Below are 21,896 nucleotides of genomic sequence, written 5' to 3'. Positions count from 1 at the left end.
CATATGAAGTTACAAAATAAAATTTTATTAATTACAGGTTGGGGAGTAGGAGTGGAGCCTTTGCAGTCCCTTAAATTGCAATTGGAAAAAGCTGGCTATCAAACACAACTTATTAATATTTTTAATATTTTAGATGGTAAGTATCGTGCCCAGCTTGATTTAGTTGCTGAGGTTGATGTAGTAATAGGTTGGTCTTTAGGTGGACAGTTAGCAACTCAACTGGTTAATACTTTTTATGAACAAACAGGGCAAACTAAAACTTTAATTACGCTCGCTTCAAATCCTTGTTTTGTTACCAACGATAATTGGCAGACTGCTATGCCTGCTGATGTGTTTAGTCAATTTAAGACTTCTTTTTTACAAAACCCGCAAGCCACTTTAAAGCGTTTTTATTATTTAATTACACTCGGTTCCTCTCAGGCTAAACAAGATTGGATAAGCATGCAAAACATAGCAAATCCGCCTTCAAGTGAATTGCTATCAGAAGGTTTGCAAATGCTTGAGCAACTAAATTTGGTAAATAACTTAAAAAACTATCTAGGTCCGCAGCTTCATGTATTTGCCGAGCAAGATAATGTCATTCCTTGCAAAATTATTGAAAATTTCAAGGATATCGCGACAGAAAACATGAGTTATAAAGTATTAGAAGGCGCTACTCATGCTTTTCCATACCTAGAAGTAGATCGAACAATTGAAGAAATCTGCCAATTTTTAACAATTCATCAGCAAAGTTAATAAGCTTTGGTTGATCTCGCAATTTTCTTTCATTCTTAACAGGTTTAACATGTGCTAAATGAAAGATTTAATTGCTGTAAAAGGGTATAGAGGATGACCGATAATTTTGATTTGGAACATATTTGGCATCCATATACCTCAATGACCCAACCTTTACCAACGTTTAAGGTTAAACGTGCTTATGGGGCAACGATTGAACTAGATGATGGTAAGACTTTAATTGATGGTATGTCGTCATGGTGGTGTGCAATTCACGGCTATAATCACCCTGAACTCAATCAGGCAGTGACAGATCAATTACAGAACATGTCGCATATCATGTTTGGTGGTTTAACTCACGATCCTGCAATTGAACTTGGAAAAATTCTTTTAAAAATTACGCCGCCAAGTCTCGATAAAATTTTCTATGCAGATTCAGGTTCGGTAGCCGTTGAAGTTGCTTTGAAAATGGCTGTGCAATTCTGGACAGCACAAGGCCAACCACAAAAAACAAATTTTATTACTACACGTTCCGGTTATCACGGTGATACATGGAATGCGATGTCTGTTTGTGATCCTGTTACAGGTATGCATCAGATTTTTGGTACAAGTTTACCGAACCGTCTTTTTGTAGCAGCTCCGCAAACCAAATTTCATGAAGAGTGGAACCAAGAAGATATTGCTGAGCTAGAACAAGCTATTCAGCAAAATCATGAAAACCTTGCTGCACTGATTATTGAGCCGATTGTTCAAGGTGCAGGGGGGATGCGTTTTTATCATCCTGAATATTTACGTCAGGCGAAAGCACTTTGTGAACAATATAATCTGTTATTAATTTTTGATGAAATTGCGACTGGTTTTGGTCGTACGGGTAAGCTTTTTGCTTGGGAACATGCACAAGTTGAGCCAGACATTATGTGTATAGGTAAAGGACTAACAGGCGGCTACATGACGTTATCTGCTACCTTAACGACAAAGCATGTTGCAGAAACCATTAGTCGCGGTGAGGCTGGGGTATTTATGCACGGCCCAACTTTTATGGCCAATCCACTTGCTTGCGCGGTCGCTTTAAAAAGTACTCAATTATTAATTGAGCAAGATTGGCAGGCCAATATTGAGCGTATTGAGCAACAGCTTAGCCAATATTTAAAGCCTTTAAGTCAGCTTGATTATGTTGCCGATGTGCGAGTGCTGGGGGCAATTGGTGTAGTAGAACTCACCTTTAATGTTGATATGAAAACCTTACAGCAACAATTTGTAGACCGCGGAATCTGGATCCGTCCTTTTGGAAAATTAGTTTATGTGATGCCACCGTATGTCATCACGCATCAAGAGTTAAGCGATTTGCTCGAACAATTGGTTGAAGTTGTTCAAACGATGCAGGGAGCGAATTAAGATGTCATTGCTTGATCATTTTTCTGCCGAATTGGATGAGTTAAAGCAACAAGGTAACTTTAGACAATTTACCCAAAATGTGCAGCACGGACGTTTTATTACGATTCAAAATAAAACGATGCTCAACTTAGCTTCAAATGACTATCTTGGGTTGGCGGCTGATATCAATCTTCGTCAAGAGTTTTTAGATAGCTTTCCAATCGAGCGTAGCTATTTTAGTTCTTCATCTTCACGTCTATTAACGGGAAATTTTGAGGAATATGAACAATTAGAAAATAGCCTAAGTCAAGCATTTAGCGGTCGAGCGGCACTATTATTTAATAGTGGCTACCATATGAATATTGGTATTTTGCCAGCTGTTGCTGATAGTAAAACTTTAATATTGGCGGATAAGTTAGTTCATGCCAGTATGATTGACGGTATACGTTTGTCTGGCGCTCAGTATGTGCGTTATCGACATAATGATTTACAACACTTGGAACAACTCCTCCAGAAATATCATGATGATGACAAGATTGAACGAATCATTGTGGTCACAGAAAGTATTTTTAGTATGGACGGTGATGAGACGGATTTAGCCGCTTTAGTTCAGCTAAAAAAACGTTTTGCTAAAACTATGTTATATGTCGATGAAGCGCATTCAATTGGGGTTCGTGGTCAGCAAGGCTTAGGATGTGCTGAACAATATAATGTGATTCAGGAAATTGATTTTCTGGTCGGTACATTAGGCAAAGCATTAGCGGCGGTCGGTGGTTACATTATTTGTGATCCAATTATTAAAGATTATCTCATTAATAAAATGCGCCCACTTATTTTTAGTACTGCACAGCCTCCGATTGTTATGGCATGGGCAAACTTTATTTTTCAAAAAGTATTAGTCTCTCAATCTCAGCGTGAGCACTTAAAAAATATTAGCCAATATCTTCAACAAGCTGTTGTGCAAAAGGGTTATGTAAGCCCATCGACCAGCCATATTATTCCAGTCATTGTTGGAGAAAGTCAGGCTGCGATCGATAAAGCGAAATACGTTCAGGAAAGTGGTTTTTATGCTATGCCTGTGCGTCCACCAACAGTACCTAAAAACAGTTCGCGTTTGCGTATTTCTTTAACGTCAATGGTGCAGCAACATGAACTTGAAGAATTGGTGAGTTTTCTGTGAGTTTGAATAAAAACTTAGTTGCCCAGCGTTTTGCCAAAGCAGGGCAAAGCTATTCAGAACATGCAATTGTTCAAAAACAGATTTGCCAAAATTTAACAGGTTTAGTTCAGCAGTTCTGCCCACGTACGATGTCGCGTGTCTTTGAAATTGGTTGTGGTTCTGGCAATTTAACTCATCTTCTTACTACATATTTTCAGTTTGAAGAGTTAATTTTGAATGATCTATATGCAGATGTGCAGCAACACTTTAGTCATCAAGAAAATTTAAAATGGTTGATTGGGGATGTTGAAACTTTAGATTTTCCCCAGCAGCTCGATATGATTGTTTCAGGTTCAGCTTTACAGTGGATGCAAGATTTACCGCACTTGCTCAAACGTTGTAATGAAGCTTTAACTGAGCGAGGTTGGTTATGCTTTTCAACATTCGGCTCTCAGAATTTAATAGAAATTAAAGAGCTAACAGGACAAGGTTTAAGTTATTGGTCAGTTGAAAATTGGAATAGTGCCTTAACTCAGGCTGGTTTTGAGATTTTGCATTTGTCAGAGTCAGAAACGCAACTCTATTTCGATTCACCTAAAGACGTGTTACAGCATTTAAAAGCAACAGGTGTAACAGCAACTGCTCAGCATCGTTGGACTAAGCAAACTTTACAACAGTTTTATCAAGATTATGATCGGTTTAAGTATGCCGAAGGATATTCCCTAACGTATCATCCGATTTATTGTATTGCTCGGAGAATGAAGTAAATGAGTGGCCAGATCTATTTTGTGAGTGGGATTGATACCGAAATTGGTAAAACCTACGCGACAGGTTTTTTAGCAAAATTATGGACTGAGCAGGGTAAAAAAGTGATTACCCAAAAACTCATTCAAACAGGTAATGCTGATATTTCTGAGGATATTGAAAAGCATCGTGAAATTATGGGGCAGGGCTGGTTCCAAGAAGATCATGACAAGCTAACCATGCCTGAAATCTTCAGTTATCCTGCTTCACCTCATCTTGCAACACGTCTTGATAACCGAGAAATTGATTTTCCAAAAATTGAAGATGCGACCAAAACATTGGCGGAGCGTTTTGAAATCGTATTGTTGGAAGGTGCGGGAGGTTTAATGGTGCCATTAACCACTAGTCTGCTGACCATTGATTACGTCGCTCAGCATCAGTTTCCCGTTATTTTAGTAACATCGGGCCGTTTAGGAAGTATTAACCATACTTTGCTTAGTCTTGAAGCACTTAAGTCTCGTGGACTGAAGTTGCATGCCTTGGTTTATAACCTAAAAGATGAATCAAAAGATCCATTAATTTCTCAAGATACTTCAAATTATTTGAAAGATTATTTAGCTATTCATTTTCCTGAAGCTGAATGGATTGAACTGGCAAAAATGAATTAAGTTAAACGGCTATAAAAAACCGCTCTAATTTGAGCGGTCTTTTTACATCTTTTTAATAGCTTAGAATTTCTTCGAACCGCGGTTAAAACCAGTCGATTTACGTTGATTCCCTGTGTTAACAGGAGCTTCTTTTTCATCATCACGACGTTGTTGACGTAAGTATCCGCCACGACGTGCTGCCATTGGTTTTTCAGTCATACGATCAGTACGACGTTTTGCCATACCAAATAAACCTGTACCTTGACGTGGTTTTAACTCAACCGATTTGGCTAAGTTGTCGATGTCAGTTTTGTCGAGTTCCATCCAGCGACCAGTACGTAATTCGCGCGGTAAAATAACTGTACCGTAGCGTGTACGTAATAAACGGCTGACTTTAAGATCTTGCGATTCAAAAATACGACGTACTTCGCGGTTACGACCTTCTTTTACTACAACTTGGTACCAGCGGTTAATACCTTCACCACCAATTTCAGAGAATGATTCGAATTTGGCAGGGCCATCTTCGAGCTCTACTCCGTTGAGCATGTTTTGGCGTAGTTTTGGCGTTACTTCACCCATTACTCGAACAGCATATTCACGTTCGATTTCATTAGATGGGTGCATTAAGCGGTTAGCAAGTTCACCATCATTTGTGAATAGTAATAAACCAGTACTGTTAATATCCAGACGACCTACCATGACCCAGCGGTCATTGGCAATTTGTGGTAAATGATCAAATACGGTTGGGCGTTTTTCAGGGTCATTACGTGAACAGATTTCACCCTCAGGCTTATAATAAATCAGTACGCGACGACGAATTTCGTCTTCAATCTGAAACTGAACTTTACGGCCATCAATGCGTAATTCATCGCCTGGTTCAATGCGCTCACCGACTTGGGCAACACGACCGTTTACACTCACGCGTCCTGCGGCAATAACCTCTTCCATATATCGGCGGGAACCTAATCCGATTCGCGCTAATACTTTTTGCAATTTTTCACTCATGACAGCACAACCTTAGACATAATGATCAACAGTCCACCTCTTTATGATTTCGGTGCATTTGCATCGAGAGCCATAAAGGCTTCCTTGGCGTTCTGTAGGGGAGGCAATTGGCCTAGAGAGGCTAGACCAAAAGCATTCAGAAACTGAGGCGTTGTAATTAGCAACGCAGGTCTTCCGGGTAAATCTCTAAAACCGGCTTCTTTAATCCAGTTCCAGTCAAATAGTGTTCTAAGAATCTGACTATTATTAGATACACCACGAATTTGTTCAATATCAGCTCGGGTAACCGGTTGATGATAAGCAATGACAGCCAGGGTTTCTAGTAATGAAGGCGACAGTTTTGTTGGTCGCTCTGGCCAAATTTGCGCAATAATACTACGATATTTAGATCTTACCTGAAAGCGAAACCCTTGTGCTGTTTCAATCAGCTCAATAGACCGACCATGTTGCAATAGCGCGAGCTGTTGCAAAAGCTGACGAAGCTGTTGTTTATTATATTGATTGTTAAATGCTTCTTTTAAGCGGGCAATTGAAACAGGCGCTTCACTGGCAAAGATAATTGCTTCAAGTTGTAGTAAGACTTCATGATGTATGTCAGCTAATGACAAATCACTATTATTTTGTTCAAAACTACTCATATTGAAGATCCTTGAATTGCTAACGGGGCTTCAATACCAGTGGCAATAATTTTAATTTTCTGTTGGCGAGTCAATTCTAAAACTGCCATAAATGTAACAACCATTCCCATACGACCTTGCTGGGGATTGAGTAATTCTTTAAAACTTAACACGTCACCAGACTCTAATTTCTCTTCAATATATGCAATACGTTCTTCGAGTAAAACAGGTTCTTGAGCGACAACATGGGTAATAGGTTCGGGGCGATTAAATACACAGAACAACGCATCATGTAGCGCTGAGATATCGTAACCTTCATAAACAGGAGAGATATGTCCCAAGCTTACATTGGCACTAAATGTATCGCGTTCAAGAATTGGCATTTGACCTAAACGCTCAGCTGCTTGCTTAATGCGTAGATAGGTTTCAAGACGATCAATAAGCTCCTGCTTAGGATCTTTTTCAATGCTTATAATTGTAGGTTTTGGTAGAAGTAGGCGAGATTTTAGGTCAGCTAATAGAGCAGCCATCACCATATAATCTGCTGTCAACTCGATATTTAAAGACTTCATACTATCCATATAGGCTAAATATTGAGTCGCTATAGGAGCAATATCGAGTTGAATTAAATCGAAGCCATTTTTCTGAATCAGATAAATTAAAAAATCTAATGGACCTTCAAACCGCTCGAGCAAAATCTCAAATGCAGCTGGAGGTATATAGAGATCTTCTGGAATTTTGTCATGCCACTCATCTAAAACACGGATGTGTGGAGCGTCTTCCATGGATTGATGAAGTGATTGATTCATTACGATTATAAGCCACGCGAATTTTCAAAAGCATGAGACTTGTTATTCAAGTCCTAGACAGCTGTAAGTAGAAGAACAGCAGATAGTGAAAATCATTCTAAATGAATTGTGTCTTTTAATAAATTACTTAACGACTAAAGTGTAAAAAAAATCCAAAATAAATAAAGAGTATTTTTTTGAGTGATAATACTTTTTTTTAAACTATTGGTAAAAAAGTAAGTGCTTATTCAAAAGCACTTACATCGCCAACACCACGGCGGATAATTTCAGGATGTTCGCCCGATAAATCAACGATACTTGTACTGGTCAAGGTACCAAAACCACCGTCAATAAATACATCAATTCGTTTATCTAACTGATTTTCAATATCATAAGGGTCATCTAGAGGGTCTTCTTGACCCGGTAAAATTAATGTACTGGTGAGTAGCGGCTCACCAAGTTCTTGTAATAAAGCCTGACAAATCGGGTTGCTTGGAATACGTAAACCAATCGTTTTCTTTTTAGGGTGCATCAATCTACGAGGAACTTCACTTGTTGCAGGTAAAATGAACGTAGTAATAGCTGGTGTGTTCGCTTTCAATAAACGATATGTCGCATTATCAACTTTTGCATAAGTTGCAATATCAGATAAGTCACAGCACATAATGGCATATTGATGTTTAGGTCCTAAGCCACGAATCTGTGCAATACGTTCCATGGCATTTTTATTACCGATTTGACACCCAATTGCATAGGCAGCATCGGTAGGGTAGACCACAACATCTCCTGCTCGGATACGTTCAACCGCTTGGGAAATGAGGCGTTGCTGTGGATTTTCAGGATGTACATGTAAATGCATCATATTTTAGAGACTCCATCACGCCAGTGTTAAAAATAATTATTAGGCTTTTTAAATAACCTAGGCAAGCAATTAACGTAGTTTTTTTGTCAATTAATCAAGGAGTTCACGTTTAAATTCATTTAATTGTAAAGGTGTACCTGAACGTGTGCATTGGCAAATAAAACCAATAAATGCTGCTGCGTCACGGGGTAGCTTAGCTTCACCCGAAAAGTAACGTTGCACTTGAGCATAAACATTATCTTTAAATAGTTTGCCATCTCCGCTATCACCTGTAAGGTTATCGAGAGATACTCTAAATTTTCTGCCAAAAGATTGTGCAAATAACCATTCAATGGCTTGAGGCTTAATTTCTACTTGTTCAAATAAACTTTGCTGTTCTTGGGTACGACCATCAGGGGCATACCAATATCCTAAATCTGGTAATAGACGTCTTTTTTCACCTGCAATAGACCAATGACTAATTTCATGCAAAGCACTATTAAAGAAACCGTGAGCAAATTGGATCTTGGCTGGTTCTTTATTTGTCGCTGGGAAATATTCAGGTTCAAAATCACCACGAACTAATGTCACATTATGGTGGGAAAACCAGTGATTAAAGTGTAAAATAAGCCAATCAACTTGCTCAGACTCCGATTTTGAGCTTGACCATGGTGAGAGTTGCACTAGGTCAGGTACAAAGGTTTTCTGATGAGTTGAATGGGTGCAAACGAGTAATGAAGTGTTAACTTCAGGTTGCGGCTGCAACAGGTGCATTGCTTAATTTACCCCGAGTTCTGTCTAAAGAAGTGCAAAATTGTATCTTAATCTTTGACAGAGTACCGATGAATTTGTAGAATTGCCGCCTTAATTATGTCAGCAAATACCTTTCCGGCACAGATTGAGCCGTTTAAATGGGCTGAACAAGGCTTTACATGGTCAGGTCAACTGCCCTTGTCTCGCTTTGCTCGTATCGCTCGTGAAGCTGTTGGATCAATTGATAACCAATTGATCAACATAGACTGTAAGCTATCAATGGATGCATATCATCGCATTGTGTGGATGGACGGTCACATGGACACGAAAGTTCCAATGGAGTGCCAACGTTGTTTGGAACCTGTTGAAATGCCTCTTGTCTTAGACTTCCATATTGCATTAGTGGATGATGAGTCACTGATAGAGCGCTTGGATGAGGATGCTGATTTCATCGTTTTAGGTGAAAGTGAGTCTTCGACAAAAGGCGATTATGATACGCCTGCCTCGATTAACTTACTCGCATTACTAGAAGATGAACTGTTATTGTTGATGCCTTTATCTCCCAAGCATGATGCTTGTGAACATAAACATCAACCTACCATTCAGAATGTTGTCGAAGAAAAACGGGATAATCCGTTTGATGTTTTGGCAGGTTTGAAGGGTAAACTTAACTCATAATTTGTGTTATAATTATGAGATAAGACAACTGAATTTGTTCTGATCCATTTTTTCGATCTTTGTAAGGAGCCATCATGGCCGTTCAGCAAAACCGTAAAAGTCGCTCTCGCCGTGACATGCGCCGTTCACATGACGCTTTAACCGAGAATGCATTAACAGTAGACCAAGCAACTGGTGAAACTCATCGTCGTCACCACGTGACTAAAGACGGTTTCTACCGTGGTCGTCAATTATTCGCTAAAGCAGCTGATGCTGAATAATTGCATGATATGCATTAAGCGTGATGCTTAAGTATAGAAAAAATGGGAGCGAAAGCTCCCTTTTTTTGTTGTTTTTCGCAATTATAAATATATAAATAACGTGTTAAATTTCCGCTCCAGAAATGAGTGAAAACCCAAAAAAGGATTTCTTATGTCTGCTAAACGTCTTGAACAAGTAGCTTTAGCCACAAAAACTGCATTTGTGTTTCCTGGTCAAGGTTCACAAAAAGTCGGTATGCTTGCTGAACTAGCAGAACAGTTTAGTGGGGTCGGGCAAACTTTTGCAGAAGCTTCAGATGCTCTTGGATTTGATCTTTGGCATATTGCGCAAAGTGGCGAAGGTCTCGACCAAACAGAAAATACCCAACCTGTGTTATTAACTGCCAGTATCGCTTTATGGCGTGTATGGCTTGATTTAGGTGGTCTGGCACCTAAATACCTTGCAGGACATTCACTAGGTGAATACAGTGCATTGGTAGCTGCAGGCTCTATGAGCTTGGCAGATGCTGTTAAATTAGTTAACTTGCGTGGCAAGCTCATGCAAAGTGCTGTACCTCAGGGTCAAGGGGCTATGGCTGCAATCCTTGGTTTGGCTGATGAGAAAGTGGTTGAACTTTGTCAAACCGTGAGTGCATCAGGTGAAGGTTCTGTAGAAGCTGCAAACTATAATTCACAAGGTCAAGTTGTGATTGCAGGAAGTACAGCTTCTGTACAAGAAGTTATGGCTTTGGCAAAAGAGCAGTCAGCTAAAGCAATTGCTTTACCAGTGTCAGTTCCTTCTCATTGTTCGTTGATGAAACCTGCCGCTGAGAAATTTGCAGAAGCTTTGGAACAAACTGCCATTGAGCTACCTACCATTCCTGTAATACAAAATGTCAACGCGGGAATAGCTACCGATGTTGCTCAATTGCGTCAGGCATTAACTGCACAATTGTACCAATCAGTACAATGGACACGTACCATGCAGTCTCTACAAGACCAAGGTATTCAATACATTGTTGAGTGTGGTCCAGGTACAGTATTGAGTAACCTCGCAAAGCGTTTACCAAATATTGAAAAAGCTTTTTCTATTGATAGTAAGAGCAAAATGGAAGATGCCCTAAATGCTGTTTTAGTGGCAGAAGGAAAAATTGCATGACACAAGAACGCAAAGTTGCATTAGTGACGGGCGCGAGTCGGGGTATTGGCGCTGCCATTGCCCAGCAACTTATTCAAGACGGTTATTTTGTTGTAGGTACTGCGACTTCTGAATCTGGTGCACAAAAGTTAAGTGATAGCTTTGGTGAACAAGGTGCAGGTTTGGCACTCGACGTGCGTAATCTCGATGAGATTGAAGCAGTCGTTTCTCATATTGAACAGAACTATGGTCCTGTACTTGTTTTAGTTAACAATGCAGGTATTACGAAAGACAATTTGTTGCTTCGTATGTCTGAAGATGATTGGGATGACATTCTCAACATTCACCTTAAAGCAGTTTATCGTTTATCTAAACGTGTGCTTAAGGGTATGACGAAGGCACGTTTTGGTCGAATTATTAATATCAGTTCTGTTGTAGCTCACTTTGCAAACCCAGGCCAAGCGAACTATTCCGCTGCTAAAGCAGGTATTGAAGCATTCAGCCGTAGCCTTGCAAAAGAGATGGGTAGCCGCCAAATTACTGTAAACAGTGTGGCGCCAGGCTTTATTGCAACAGAAATGACAGATGCACTTAGTGAAGACATTCGCAAAAAAATGAGTGATCAAGTGGCTTTAAATCGCTTAGGTGAGCCACAAGATATCGCAAATGCGGTGAGTTTCCTTGCAAGTGATAAAGCAGGTTACATTACCGGTACGGTATTACATGTAAATGGTGGTTTATACATGGCCTAACGCCGATGTATAAACTTTTAAAAATTTTTATATTCAATTAAACTAGTGGCAAATTAAACGCCACAAGCAATGAGGAGAATTCCTGTGAGCGATATCGAACAACGCGTTAAACAAGCGGTTGCAGAACAACTTGGTCTTAAAGCTGAAGAGATTAAAAACGAAGCATCTTTTATGGATGACTTAGGTGCTGACTCTTTAGATTTAGTTGAACTTGTTATGTCTTTCGAAAACGACTTCGACATCACTATTCCTGATGAAGATTCTAACGAAATCACTACAGTTCAATCTGCAATTGACTATGTAACTAAAAAACTTGGTTAATTCGCATATTGCTGAATAAAAAGAAGGCCACCGTAAGGTGGCTTTTTTTATTTTAGAAAAAAATTAAGAGATACATATTTTTACAAGATCAACCTCAATTGATAGCAGAGGTATAACTTTTTTGAAGTATAACAATAAAGGTCAGTTTAATGACTTTACTATAAACAATAATATGAGGACTAAAAGATGGGTCTTTTTGATTTTGTAAAAGGTATTGGCAAGAAAAATACCGCACCAGCAGAACCACAACCAGCTCCAGCAACACCAGCAGAGCCTTCTGCACAAGAAGTTGCAAATAAATTATTAGGTTTAATTAAAAGTTTGGGCTTAGGGGTAGAAGGCTTATCTGTAACCTATAACGGTACTACTGATACTGCAATTATTAAAGGGCAGGTAAAAAGCCAAGCAGATAAAGAGAAAATTATTCTTATTGTTGGAAACATTGATCATGTGGCTCAAGTAGATGACCAGATGACAGTGGCAACTCCTGAACCAGAAAGTAAATTTTATACAGTGAAATCTGGTGACAACCTTTCAAAAATTGCGAAAGAAGTTTACGGTGATGCAAATCAATATCCAAAAATCTTTGAAGCAAATAAACCAATGTTAAAAGATCCTGATGAGATTTTCCCGGGGCAAGTTTTACGTATTCCTCAATAATCGAGGTTAATAAAAAAGGCGCTTTAAGCGCCTTTTTTGTGCTTTTAAAAACGCTTTGGAATCTTTTGTCCGTTTGGTACAGGGATGTCTGCATTTTTTAAAACACCGAATAACCATGTTTCAGCATGCTGTACTGCAATTTTTAAAGAATCACCTAAAGCTAAACGGCCAGCGATAAAGCTAGCTAAAGAACAACCTGAGCCGTGATATTCACCTTCAAGGCGAGGACAGCTACTACTCGCTGCTAGTTCACCATCGATATATAAACTATTTTTAATATGATCTGGTGTATCTTCGTGTCCACCTTTCACTAGAACAGCTTTAGCACCCATTTCAAAAAGCTTTTGAGTGGCTTGATCTAAATCAGTAATACCTGTTAGAGCACGTAATTCAACGGTATTTGGAGTAATAATTGTGGCTAGAGGAATAAGTTCAACGAACGCTTTAACGAGAGTTGCCTGATCACCTAAAGAGCCGCCACTGTTTGCGACTAAAACAGGATCAAGTACATATTGATAGTCAGGATGAGCACGTAAAAATTCAGCTAGTGCCGCAATATTATCTGTTGTGCCAAGCATGCCTGACTTAACACATTTAATGGGTAAGTCACCTACAACTGCATTTGCTTGTGCTAATAAGAGTTCTTTTGAGGTTGCTTCGAAGCCAAATACTTGTTGTGAGTTCTGAATGGTGAGGGCAGTACATGCAATTGCTGCATGGGCACCACTTTGTCCAATTGCTTCGATATCGGCTTGTAAACCTGCACCACCTGAAGGGTCTAAACCCGAGAAACAAAGTACGGTTGGACGCACGGTTATTTCCTTTTCAATTTAAATTTACGTTAGTATAAGAGAGTTTGATTAAACTCTCGACCAATTGAATTAAATACTTTACTGGGTTAGTGATTGAATGGCTATAAAACATATTTTGATTGATTTAGATGGAACCTTAACAGACCCAAAAGTTGGAATCCATACTTCAATTCGCTATGCAATGGAGAAATTAGGCTATCCATTGGCTGCCGATTTAGATATTGACTGGACAATTGGCCCACCACTAAAGCCATCACTCGCAAAATTATTAGCTACTCAAGATGATGCTTTAGCTGAACAAGCTTTACTTGCTTATCGCGAGCGTTTTTCGGTGGTTGGCCTGTTCGAAAATGAAGTATATCCATCTGTTGCAAAAACGCTTAGCGCTTTAAAAAAAGAAGGATATCGTTTATTTGTTGCAACTGCTAAACCAACGATTTATGCAAAACGTATCTTGGACCATTTTGAATTAAGCCAATACTTTGTACATATCTATGGGAGTGAGTTAACGGGTGAGCGCACTAATAAAGCTGATCTTATCCATTATATTCTTGAGCATGAGCAACTAAATCCTGAAGAGTGTTTAATGGTCGGTGACCGTCAATATGACGTTTTGGGTGCTCGTCATAACGGTATTGAGGCGGTAGCGGTGACGTATGGTTACGGAACAGCAGAGGAACTTGCTCAAGCACAGCCAAAAGCAATGATTAAGCAATTCTCTGAACTTTTAGACTATGTTGAAGAACTGGCAACACAAAAGAAAGTTTCTTAAATATACGTAAGTTTTAATTTGAAGGTTTGGCTTTGATCTAAAGCCAAACCTTTTTTATTTAAATACCATGTTGCTGGCGGTATTGAACAAGTTCTTCAATCGTAATCACCGTTAAGTGATGAGTTTGAGCATATGCTAAAACTTGAATGCCCGATGCCATCGTGCCATCTGGATTGGTTAATTCACATAATACGCCAGCGGGTTTAAGCCCAGCTAGTCTTGCTAGATCAATTGTTCCCTCAGTATGACCTCGACGAGTAAGGACTCCACCATTACGTGCACGTAATGGGAAAACGTGACCCGGACGATTTAAGTCACTTGCAACAGCACCATCTTTAATAGCGGTTTGAATAGTTGTTACACGGTCTTTAGCAGAAACACCAGTGGTAACGCCTTGAGCTGCCTCAATGGTCACTGTAAAAGCGGTATGAAACTGGCTCGAGTTTTGAGAAACCATTGGTGGTAGTTCTAGATGGTCTGCTAGCTCTTCTGTAAGGCATAAACATACGATACCCGAGCCATCACGAATCATGCGTGCCATTGTTTCTACCGTTAAAGTTTCGGCTGCAACAATTAAATCTGCTTCATTTTCGCGATCAAAGTCGTCCATAACCAAGACAGGCTTGCCTTGACGGATATCTTCTAATGCTTGTTGAATGCGTTGCTCAGCAGGAGAGAGGGCTGAGAAAAAAAGTTCTGGTTGAATTAAGCTAGACATAATGAAACGCTCTCGTAAAAATACGGTTGAACATTTCAGGACTGATGTAAAAACAGGCTGGCACTGAAATAAAACGGATTTATCCCAGTTCGTCGTCTTCTTTCATCCGGACTATACCGTCGGCTTTGGAGTTTCACCAAATCTGCTCAAATTACACAATTTAAGCTCGTGGGCTTGTTAATCTATTTATAAAAATTAACTTTACCACCGGTGGGGAATTGCACCCCGCCCTGAAGCGATGGGTTTTATTATAGCGCGCTTGATAGAATTGGCTAGATGCTTTTATAGAATGCTAAGTTTCTTTATGAATAAGCATTTTCATAAATCGAAATAGGCTTTTTAACAAGAGCTTACTTGTTGATATGAAAATGGAATGCTATGTTTTTTATAGAAAATTATAAATAAAATAGGTGTTTCATGCAGATAAGAGACTATTATCCTCTAACCAATAGCTCATTTATTCAGCATCTCCATATTTTCAGTTATGTATTTATGGCAGTAAGTATCCTTTATTTAATTGCTGCCAACTGGTTTATGCTTCCAAACAGTATTCAACTCGCGATCCCGCCCGTTATATTAGTTGTCACAGCTTGGTTCAGCATAAAAGATACATTAAGTGATGGGGTTAGGCAGACCTTACATAGCGTTAGTGGTTTGATGATAGGTTTAAGCTTGGCTGTAATTGGACAGGTTTATCAAACTGGTGCAGACAGTTATTTGCTTTTTTTAATTTGGACATTGCTTTTACTGCCGTGGTTATATCGACCGAATATTGGAATCTTTGCTTTAATTTGTATTACCAGTCAACTTACACTTTTTTTATTTTTTAAACAGACTTTCTGGTCTGAAAAGTTTCCTTATTTATATTTAATCGCTCTAAATTTATTAAGCCTTATTGAGTTTTGGGTATGTATAAAGAAATATCGTGCTTTACGATTTGTCTTTATCGCTTGGTTCGCCGTTATTTCGATTATTGGAATGATTCAATATTTATCGAATGAGAATATTCCTTATCTAATTTCTGCCTTCTTTTCCGGAATAGTCGTTTTTTATTATTTCTTCAAAAAAGATGATCAGCTATGTGCTAGTTTGATGGCAGCTGTTCTTGGTGTGACTGCAACGATATGGCTTGTAGATGGGATTAATAACCTATTTAAAGACTCTAATGAGTTCATATTTTTATTGATTGCAGGCATTATTTTTATTTGGTTTGCGCTGATCAGCTATCTTTTAATAAAAATTTTTCGTCAAAGTCGCTTTTATGTCATTCCATTGGCAATTGGTGCTTGGCTTGCTGGCTTGTCACTTGCAGCTTTTACGCTGGTGTTTTGGGAAGCTATTTCTTTAGTTGTTGGAGTTGTTTTTGTTGGATTGGCGTTTATTCTTTTAAAGAAATCACAAAGCTATTTCTTTCGGCAATTTGCCTATTGTTTGTTTATCAGTGGGCAGACCGCTTTCTTGTTTCATCTTGGTTCAGAAACAGATCAAATTCTATGGGTTTTAATTGCACAGATTTTTATTCTATGTATTAGTTATTTTCTTAAACCACATTGGTTCTTCATTTTAATTCAAATGCTTGCTACGTATGGCATAGCTTTTATCTATTTGCTACAACTGGACCATTCATTATGGTCAATACATTCTACTCAGACTTATTTAAATTTAACTTTGCTCAGTTACTTGGTTTTTAGTTTGGTGCTCTTACCTAAGAGAGAATCAATAGCCCTATACGAGCGTAGTATTTTTTTATGCGTGCTGGTCGTAATTCTTGTAGCTTCTTTTTTCAATACTTTTATGGGGTTGGTACCAGAAAATTCGATAGATCAGCAGTTATGGGTTTTATATTTGCTACCTGTTGTCTGGTTACTTTGCTTTAGTGTTCTTCATTTATATCGACAACTTAAGGCACTCACTTTTTTCGCCTTTTTAATATTTGGTGTGTTCCTTATTGTGTTGGGATATTTTGAAATTTTCATCCTGCTTATTATTTTAACGTGGGCATTAAAAAAGAAAGATTATATTGTGTATGGAGTGAGCTTAACAGTATTCGTTTTTGTGTTCTGGCAGCTCTATTACAACCTACAAATAACTTTTCTAGCTAAGAGTGCATCTATTTTTATTTCGGGTATTGTTTTGTTGGCTCTGTCTTGGTTACTTCAATGTGAAAATAAAAATGATCTTGTTAAAGGAGAGAAAGAATGAAAAAGTATTTTTCTCTTATTCTTGCATTAGCCACCATATTATTTTTTGCAGGTTTAGTGGCGGAAAATGAATGGCATTTGCACCATAGTAAAAGTATTTTCATCGAGCTTAAGCCAGTTGATCCTCGTTCAATTTTACAAGGTGACTATATGGCACTGGCTTATGAATTACATTTACAATCTCTTAAAGCTGTTGCAGGAAGTGAAGGTGAGGCTCTGGAACAGGTGATTTTTAATCGCTCTTCCGTTCCCGCAAAAATTATTTTGGATTCACAAAATCGCGTAGTTCGTACCATTTTAGATATCAATAATTCATTTGCTGGGCAGAGGTTAATTTTAAAAAATCCTGAAAATCGTTTGCAGGCTTTATATCCTGCCTCTCGCAGTTTCTTGTTTGCAGAAGGCTTGGCTCAATGTTATGAAAAAGCCAAATATGCTGAATTTAAGGTAAATCCTGAAGGAGAGGCGATATTGTTCGAATTACGAGGAGAGCAGCTTCAACCATTAAATTGTGAAAAACAAAAGAACTGGTGGGAAGGAACTATTAAGGATTTATAAAATAATAAAAGCCCGTCAATGCGGGCTTTTTATTCTTAAAATAAATTAGGCAACTTGAACAGGAATGCAATTCGCTGTGTGGTTGACTGTATTATTTGGATTAGCATATACCAAACGTGGTTTATGAATATTTGCTTCAGCTTCAGTAAAATCACCAAATGTAGCAATAATTACTAAATCGCCAACGTCTGCTTGATGTGCAGCACCGCCGTTTACTGAAATAATTCCAGAGTTATCTTCACCACGAATCGCATAAGTTGTGAAGCGTTTGCCATTGGTTACATTCCAAACATGAATTTCTTCATATTCACGAATACCAGCTAAGTCCATCAATACGCCATCAATTGCACAAGAACCTTCATAGTGAAGTTCAGCATGGGTTACAACTGCACGGTGAATTTTGCATTTTAATAAACGAGATAGCATGGCTAGCGTCTCCTGAGTAGACCTAAGATGTAGATCTTATGGTGAAATCTTTAGCTTTAGCGGTTGGCAAAGTGGCTGATGCGCATTTTGCTCCTAAAAAAGCAAGATAGCAAGCATGATTGTTCAACAATTTAAGTGGGTTTATATGCATTAATTTGATTCATGGCCTGTGGAACTTGTCCTTGAACAAGTAGCTTCACTTTAGAAAGGGCATGATCAATTGCTGCATCCATCAGACTTTGTTCACTACTTGGTGCTTTTCCAAGTACGTGACCTGAAACTTTCTCTTTCGAGCCAGGATGTCCGATACCAATACGTAAACGGTGAAAATTTGGACCAATATGAGGGACAATGTCACGTAAACCGTTATGACCACCGTGTCCACCGCCTGTTTTAAGACGAATTACACCTGGGTTCATATCAAGTTCATCATGAGCAATCAAAATTGCTTCGGGAGCAATTTGATAAAATTTTGCAAATGGAACTACACTTTGTCCAGAACGGTTCATAAATGTAGTGGGTAGAAGTAGACGGACATCGTGTCCTTCTATATTACCACGTCCACTGATTCCGTGAAATTTCGGATCATTTTTTAATGTAATGCCATATTTGTCTGCAAGCTGTTCAATGAACCAAAAACCTGCATTATGGCGGGTTTGGGCATATTCTGAACCAGGATTGCCCAAACCAACAATTAGCGAAATATTTGACACTAATCTACGCCTTTAAACACTTATGCGCGTTTGAAGTCAGCGTGCATAGGAGTGTTTTTAGATGGGTGACGTTGTAACGCTTGGATTTTAACGTTTTCAACTTTGTCGCCCACTTTGATTTCTACAACTTCTTCAAAGAAAGCATTGCTTTCTAAAGCTTTTACAAGCTCACGAAGTTCTAAAGTAACAGTTACAGGCTCAGCGTTGCCACCATAAATGATAGCTGGAATTAAAGCTTCGCGACGAAGGCGGCGGCTCGCACCTTTCCCTTGTTTGTCTTCAGCACGCGCTTGAGCGTTTAATACGAAGTTTGCCATGAGTAAATCCTCATTAAAGTTTAAAAGACTAAACTTGCGACCAGTTTAGTGATAGAAAACCCCAGCCAAGGCTAGGGTTTATAAAAAGCTGCAATATTATAAACTATCGAACATTGCACTGATAGACTCTTCGTTATTAATACGACGAATCGTTTCAGCAACCATGCTAGCAACAGAAACCTGACGGATCTTGCCTAAGGTCAATGCTTCTTCAGAAAGAGGAATGGTATCAGTCACAACCAGTTCATCAATAACTGAATTACGTAAGTTTTCAATAGCCTTTCCTGATAGTACAGGGTGAGTTGCGTATGCAACTACACGACGTGCACCAAATTGCTTAAGCGCATCAGCTGCTTTACACAATGTACCAGCAGTATCGACCATATCGTCTACGATAACGCAATCACGATCTTTTACGTCACCAATTAAGTGCATAACTTGCGACTCATTGGCTTTTTGACGACGTTTATCAATAATTGCTAAATCGATGTCACCCATCTGTTTGGCAACAGCACGAGCACGTACTACACCACCAACGTCAGGAGAAACCACCATAAGGTTGTCATGTTGTTGTTGACGTAAGTCAGCAAGCAAAGCAGGAGTACCGTAGATGTTGTCGACTGGAATATCGAAGAAACCTTGAATTTGGTCAGCATGTAAGTCGATCATCACAACACGGTCAATACCAACAGTGGTAAGCATGTCTGCGACAACTTTAGCTGTAATCGGCACACGTGCAGAACGTGGACGACGGTCTTGGCGAGCATAACCAAAATAAGGGATAACAGCGGTAATACGACCAGCACTTGCACGACGCAAAGCATCTGCCATAACCAAGATTTCCATAAGGTTATCATTGGTAGGGGCACAAGTAGGCTGAACGATAAATACGTCTTTACCACGAACATTTTCAGTAATTTCTACTGAAATTTCTCCATCAGAAAAGTGACCGACTGATGCAGCACCTAGAGGGATATGTAAGTGACTTACGACTTTTTGAGCGAACTGTGGATGAGCATTTCCACTAAAAACGACAAGATTGGGCATGAAGCACCCTTGGCGGTTGGTATGTAATGAAATAGATGGCAGGGGCGGCTGGATTCGAACCAACGGATGCCGAGATCAAAACCCGGTGCCTTACCACTTGGCGACGCCCCTAATGCGGCAGAACTTTAATATTTTTGCAATGCAATGTCAAGATTAATCAACAAAAAGCATAGCAATTAAGTCTGTCTTTAAAATAAGAGAATGGCAGGGGCGGCTGGATTCGAACCAACGGATGCCGAGATCAAAACCCGGTGCCTTACCACTTGGCGACGCCCCTAAATTCGATGATATATGATGGCAGGGGCGGCTGGATTCGAACCAACGGATGCCGAGATCAAAACCCGGTGCCTTACCACTTGGCGACGCCCCTAATATAATCATCATTACAGGTGAGGTTGGCAGGGGCGGCTGGATTCGAACCAACGGATGCCGAGATCAAAACCCGGTGCCTTACCACTTGGCGACGCCCCTAACATGTAACCTTAAAATGATTAAGAGGAGATTCTTTTAAACTATTTACCAAGTAAGATTTACATGGTGAATGCTTAAGAATTTCATCAATATTCATTTCATTCGTTACTTCAATAAAAACACAAGCACCTGTACCTGTAAGCTTTGCTTGACCAAATTGATCTAAATATTGCATTGCTTCTTCTACTTCAGGGTATAACTGTCGAGCCAGTGGCTCAAAGTTATTTCCAAAATTAGAAGGTTCTAACTGATAGGCGCAAAATTTAGTGGTCTTAGAGTCTCTTGTCAATGTTTTTTGTGAAAAAAGCAATTGAGTGCTGATAAAACAATCAGGTTTTAAAATAATGAACTGTTTTTGATCTAAGTCTATGAATGATAAATGTTCACCGATGCCTTCAGCCCATGCATTTTTACCATAAATAAAAATTGGAACATCAGCACCGAGCTTAACACCGTAGTTCGCAAGTTGTTCTTGCTCTAGACCACATTCCCATAATTGATTTAACACAATAAGCGTTGTGGCGGCATTAGATGAACCGCCGCCTAGACCCGCACCCATTGGAATATTTTTTTCAATTTTGATGTGCAAGCCACAAAATTTTTTCGCATGTGGTTTTAGTATTTGAGCTGCCCGATAAATCAAGTTTTCTTCAGCTCGAACTTCATTTAACCCATCGATTTTGATTTCTTCGCCCAAAGTCGGTGTAAAGATCATCCAATCATATAAATCAATCAGTTGGAAAATGGTTTGTAACTCATGGTAACCATTTTCACGTCGGCCTGTAATATGTAAAAACAGGTTGAGCTTAGCAGGGGAAGGAACTCGAATCATAGATTTATATAATTAGACTTAGCGGTTTTGGATGACCATTGTAATACGGTTTTCTTTATCTTCAGCAAGAGCTTGCTTTAAAACCAGTTTGTTCGGCAAATTTTGTTCACCATCGTAACTGAAATTAACCGTCCAGCCATCTTCAACCAGTTGGCTCACTCGATTTGCAGCGTCTTTAGTAATTTGAGCATTTAGCGTTGCTGGTTTGGCTAAAATCCAGCTCGTTAAGTGCGTAATTGGTGCTTGCCAACCCGTTGCACGTTCTAAAAGTTCTTCTGGAGAGGCTGCGCTAATAAGTCCTGTTTTAGAGCTGTTTAAAGTTACTTCGCCCGGTTTACCCTGAATTTGGGTTTTTCCAACGCCTAAAATACCGCTTAATTCGATATCAAAATTATCTTGCTGTTGAAGCCAGGTAAAAAAAGCACTACCGGTTTGCTGTGGTGTACGAACCCCTATCTTACCTTGCAAATTAAAGTGTTTTTCGTCTTGAACTTGTTGGGTAACCGCAGGTTTTGGTTGAGTAAAATGCTGACAACCGGTTAGAAATAATACACTTGATCCACAGATCGCTGTGCACAGTTGGGCAAATTTGCTCATAT

At 39.2% G+C, this 21,896-nt stretch carries 27 protein-coding genes, 4 tRNA genes and 1 riboswitch; of the genes, 14 read left to right on the top strand and 17 right to left on the bottom strand.

Annotation, left to right across the window (positions count from 1 at the left end):
* The first annotated feature begins 3 nt into the window (after positions 1-3).
* From ACYU0V_RS14530 to bioD, 5 genes are all read left to right on the top strand, one after another.
* Positions 4-735 (top strand): alpha/beta hydrolase family protein, encoded by a 732-nt coding sequence (locus ACYU0V_RS14530; protein WP_174724539.1) that lies wholly within the window; start codon positions 4-6, stop codon positions 733-735.
* A 93-nt stretch (positions 736-828) separates the two neighbouring features.
* Entirely contained in the window at positions 829-2,109 is a 1,281-nt protein-coding gene (gene bioA / locus ACYU0V_RS14525) for an adenosylmethionine--8-amino-7-oxononanoate transaminase (protein ID WP_039756369.1), read from the top strand.
* 1 nt (position 2,110) lies between these two features.
* Entirely contained in the window at positions 2,111-3,268 is a 1,158-nt protein-coding gene (locus ACYU0V_RS14520; RefSeq protein WP_417889340.1) for an 8-amino-7-oxononanoate synthase, read from the top strand.
* Positions 3,265-4,014 carry a malonyl-ACP O-methyltransferase BioC gene (gene bioC / locus ACYU0V_RS14515; RefSeq protein WP_461848023.1) on the top strand — a complete coding sequence of 250 codons (750 nt, stop codon included), beginning with the start codon at positions 3,265-3,267 and terminating at the stop codon, positions 4,012-4,014. Before ACYU0V_RS14520 ends, bioC begins: the two co-directional genes overlap by 4 nt.
* A complete protein-coding gene (gene bioD, locus ACYU0V_RS14510; RefSeq protein ID WP_347747081.1) occupies positions 4,015-4,659 on the top strand; it encodes a dethiobiotin synthase in 645 nt (214 codons plus the stop codon). It abuts the gene before it with no gap.
* A 60-nt stretch (positions 4,660-4,719) separates the two neighbouring features.
* On the opposite strand, the gene rluB is transcribed toward bioD, so the two are convergent.
* The 5 genes from rluB to ACYU0V_RS14485 all read right to left on the bottom strand — a co-directional run bounded on the left by rluB (position 4,720) and on the right by ACYU0V_RS14485 (position 8,663).
* The gene (gene rluB, locus ACYU0V_RS14505) at positions 4,720-5,643 is read right to left on the bottom strand and encodes a 23S rRNA pseudouridine(2605) synthase RluB (protein ID WP_461848022.1); all 924 of its coding nucleotides are present in this window, start codon (positions 5,641-5,643) and stop codon (positions 4,720-4,722) included.
* Between the two features lie 41 nt (positions 5,644-5,684).
* Positions 5,685-6,281, bottom strand: coding sequence for an SMC-Scp complex subunit ScpB (scpB, locus tag ACYU0V_RS14500; RefSeq protein WP_002120355.1), 597 nt, complete (start codon positions 6,279-6,281; stop codon positions 5,685-5,687).
* The gene (locus tag ACYU0V_RS14495) at positions 6,278-7,069 is read right to left on the bottom strand and encodes a segregation and condensation protein A (RefSeq protein WP_017387236.1); all 792 of its coding nucleotides are present in this window, start codon (positions 7,067-7,069) and stop codon (positions 6,278-6,280) included. The genes scpB and ACYU0V_RS14495 overlap by 4 nt, the downstream gene beginning before the upstream one ends.
* 223 nt (positions 7,070-7,292) lie before the next feature.
* On the bottom strand, positions 7,293-7,910 hold the full coding sequence (locus tag ACYU0V_RS14490; protein WP_016144492.1) for an L-threonylcarbamoyladenylate synthase: 618 nt from the start codon (positions 7,908-7,910) through the stop codon (positions 7,293-7,295).
* Between the two features lie 90 nt (positions 7,911-8,000).
* Complete coding sequence (locus ACYU0V_RS14485) at positions 8,001-8,663, bottom strand: elongation factor P hydroxylase (protein WP_005803226.1); 663 nt, start codon at positions 8,661-8,663, stop codon at positions 8,001-8,003.
* Between the two features lie 96 nt (positions 8,664-8,759).
* On the opposite strand from ACYU0V_RS14485, the gene ACYU0V_RS14480 reads away from it, so the two are divergent.
* From ACYU0V_RS14480 to lysM, 6 genes are all read left to right on the top strand, one after another.
* The gene (locus ACYU0V_RS14480) at positions 8,760-9,320 is read left to right on the top strand and encodes a YceD family protein (RefSeq protein ID WP_002120393.1); all 561 of its coding nucleotides are present in this window, start codon (positions 8,760-8,762) and stop codon (positions 9,318-9,320) included.
* A 74-nt stretch (positions 9,321-9,394) separates the two neighbouring features.
* Positions 9,395-9,580, top strand: coding sequence for a 50S ribosomal protein L32 (gene rpmF / locus ACYU0V_RS14475; RefSeq protein WP_000290730.1), 186 nt, complete (start codon positions 9,395-9,397; stop codon positions 9,578-9,580).
* A 151-nt stretch (positions 9,581-9,731) separates the two neighbouring features.
* The gene (gene fabD / locus ACYU0V_RS14470) at positions 9,732-10,718 is read left to right on the top strand and encodes an ACP S-malonyltransferase (protein WP_002120357.1); all 987 of its coding nucleotides are present in this window, start codon (positions 9,732-9,734) and stop codon (positions 10,716-10,718) included.
* Complete coding sequence (gene fabG / locus ACYU0V_RS14465; RefSeq protein WP_002120395.1) at positions 10,715-11,449, top strand: 3-oxoacyl-ACP reductase FabG; 735 nt, start codon at positions 10,715-10,717, stop codon at positions 11,447-11,449. The genes fabD and fabG overlap by 4 nt, the downstream gene beginning before the upstream one ends.
* Before the next feature lie 84 nt (positions 11,450-11,533).
* Positions 11,534-11,770, top strand: a complete 237-nt coding sequence (acpP, locus tag ACYU0V_RS14460) for an acyl carrier protein (protein WP_001279871.1) — start codon at positions 11,534-11,536, stop codon at positions 11,768-11,770.
* Between the two features lie 186 nt (positions 11,771-11,956).
* On the top strand, positions 11,957-12,430 hold the full coding sequence (gene lysM / locus ACYU0V_RS14455) for a peptidoglycan-binding protein LysM (RefSeq protein ID WP_002120434.1): 474 nt from the start codon (positions 11,957-11,959) through the stop codon (positions 12,428-12,430).
* Positions 12,431-12,474: 44 nt separating this feature from the next.
* Here lysM and ACYU0V_RS14450 read toward each other — a convergent pair whose 3' ends face one another.
* The gene (locus ACYU0V_RS14450) at positions 12,475-13,242 is read right to left on the bottom strand and encodes a hydroxymethylpyrimidine/phosphomethylpyrimidine kinase (RefSeq protein ID WP_461848011.1); all 768 of its coding nucleotides are present in this window, start codon (positions 13,240-13,242) and stop codon (positions 12,475-12,477) included.
* A 97-nt stretch (positions 13,243-13,339) separates the two neighbouring features.
* Here ACYU0V_RS14450 and ACYU0V_RS14445 point away from each other — a divergent pair, with 97 nt between their 5' ends.
* The gene (locus ACYU0V_RS14445) at positions 13,340-14,014 is read left to right on the top strand and encodes an HAD-IA family hydrolase (protein ID WP_133481979.1); all 675 of its coding nucleotides are present in this window, start codon (positions 13,340-13,342) and stop codon (positions 14,012-14,014) included.
* Between the two features lie 58 nt (positions 14,015-14,072).
* Here the strand turns inward: ACYU0V_RS14445 and ribB are convergent, their stop codons facing one another.
* Positions 14,073-14,732 carry a 3,4-dihydroxy-2-butanone-4-phosphate synthase gene (gene ribB / locus ACYU0V_RS14440; RefSeq protein ID WP_005070969.1) on the bottom strand — a complete coding sequence of 220 codons (660 nt, stop codon included), beginning with the start codon at positions 14,730-14,732 and terminating at the stop codon, positions 14,073-14,075.
* A 90-nt stretch (positions 14,733-14,822) separates the two neighbouring features.
* Positions 14,823-14,973, bottom strand: a riboswitch (FMN riboswitch).
* Between the two features lie 176 nt (positions 14,974-15,149).
* On the opposite strand from ribB, the gene ACYU0V_RS14435 reads away from it, so the two are divergent.
* Both ACYU0V_RS14435 and ACYU0V_RS14430 read left to right on the top strand, forming a co-directional pair.
* Positions 15,150-16,934: a DUF2157 domain-containing protein gene (locus tag ACYU0V_RS14435; RefSeq protein ID WP_461848009.1), complete on the top strand. Its 1,785-nt coding sequence runs from the start codon at positions 15,150-15,152 to the stop codon at positions 16,932-16,934.
* A complete protein-coding gene (locus tag ACYU0V_RS14430; protein WP_461848007.1) occupies positions 16,931-17,491 on the top strand; it encodes a GDYXXLXY domain-containing protein in 561 nt (186 codons plus the stop codon). The genes ACYU0V_RS14435 and ACYU0V_RS14430 overlap by 4 nt, the downstream gene beginning before the upstream one ends.
* A gap of 45 nt (positions 17,492-17,536) precedes the next feature.
* On the opposite strand, the gene panD is transcribed toward ACYU0V_RS14430, so the two are convergent.
* The 10 genes from panD to lolB form a co-directional block, all read right to left on the bottom strand.
* Positions 17,537-17,917: an aspartate 1-decarboxylase gene (panD, locus tag ACYU0V_RS14425; RefSeq protein ID WP_002120296.1), complete on the bottom strand. Its 381-nt coding sequence runs from the start codon at positions 17,915-17,917 to the stop codon at positions 17,537-17,539.
* A 131-nt stretch (positions 17,918-18,048) separates the two neighbouring features.
* The gene (gene pth, locus ACYU0V_RS14420; RefSeq protein ID WP_002120328.1) at positions 18,049-18,630 is read right to left on the bottom strand and encodes an aminoacyl-tRNA hydrolase; all 582 of its coding nucleotides are present in this window, start codon (positions 18,628-18,630) and stop codon (positions 18,049-18,051) included.
* A gap of 20 nt (positions 18,631-18,650) precedes the next feature.
* On the bottom strand, positions 18,651-18,947 hold the full coding sequence (gene rplY / locus ACYU0V_RS14415) for a 50S ribosomal protein L25 (RefSeq protein ID WP_002120443.1): 297 nt from the start codon (positions 18,945-18,947) through the stop codon (positions 18,651-18,653).
* A gap of 96 nt (positions 18,948-19,043) precedes the next feature.
* Positions 19,044-19,994, bottom strand: coding sequence for a ribose-phosphate pyrophosphokinase (locus ACYU0V_RS14410; RefSeq protein ID WP_002120445.1), 951 nt, complete (start codon positions 19,992-19,994; stop codon positions 19,044-19,046).
* A gap of 36 nt (positions 19,995-20,030) precedes the next feature.
* Positions 20,031-20,105, bottom strand: a tRNA-Gln gene (locus tag ACYU0V_RS14405).
* Positions 20,106-20,196: 91 nt separating this feature from the next.
* Positions 20,197-20,271 (bottom strand) — tRNA-Gln (locus ACYU0V_RS14400).
* A gap of 18 nt (positions 20,272-20,289) precedes the next feature.
* Positions 20,290-20,364 (bottom strand) — tRNA-Gln (locus tag ACYU0V_RS14395).
* 26 nt (positions 20,365-20,390) lie between these two features.
* A tRNA-Gln gene (locus ACYU0V_RS14390) sits at positions 20,391-20,465 on the bottom strand.
* On the bottom strand, positions 20,464-21,297 hold the full coding sequence (ispE, locus tag ACYU0V_RS14385; RefSeq protein ID WP_461848005.1) for a 4-(cytidine 5'-diphospho)-2-C-methyl-D-erythritol kinase: 834 nt from the start codon (positions 21,295-21,297) through the stop codon (positions 20,464-20,466). The genes ACYU0V_RS14390 and ispE overlap by 2 nt, the downstream gene beginning before the upstream one ends.
* Positions 21,298-21,315: 18 nt before the next feature.
* Complete coding sequence (gene lolB / locus ACYU0V_RS14380; RefSeq protein ID WP_420283337.1) at positions 21,316-21,894, bottom strand: lipoprotein insertase outer membrane protein LolB; 579 nt, start codon at positions 21,892-21,894, stop codon at positions 21,316-21,318.
* Between the last annotated feature and the right edge of the window lie 2 nt (positions 21,895-21,896).

It is taken from the genome of Acinetobacter sp. X9 (genome assembly GCF_054889255.1).
This window is presented reverse-complemented; position numbering and strand designations above follow the sequence as displayed.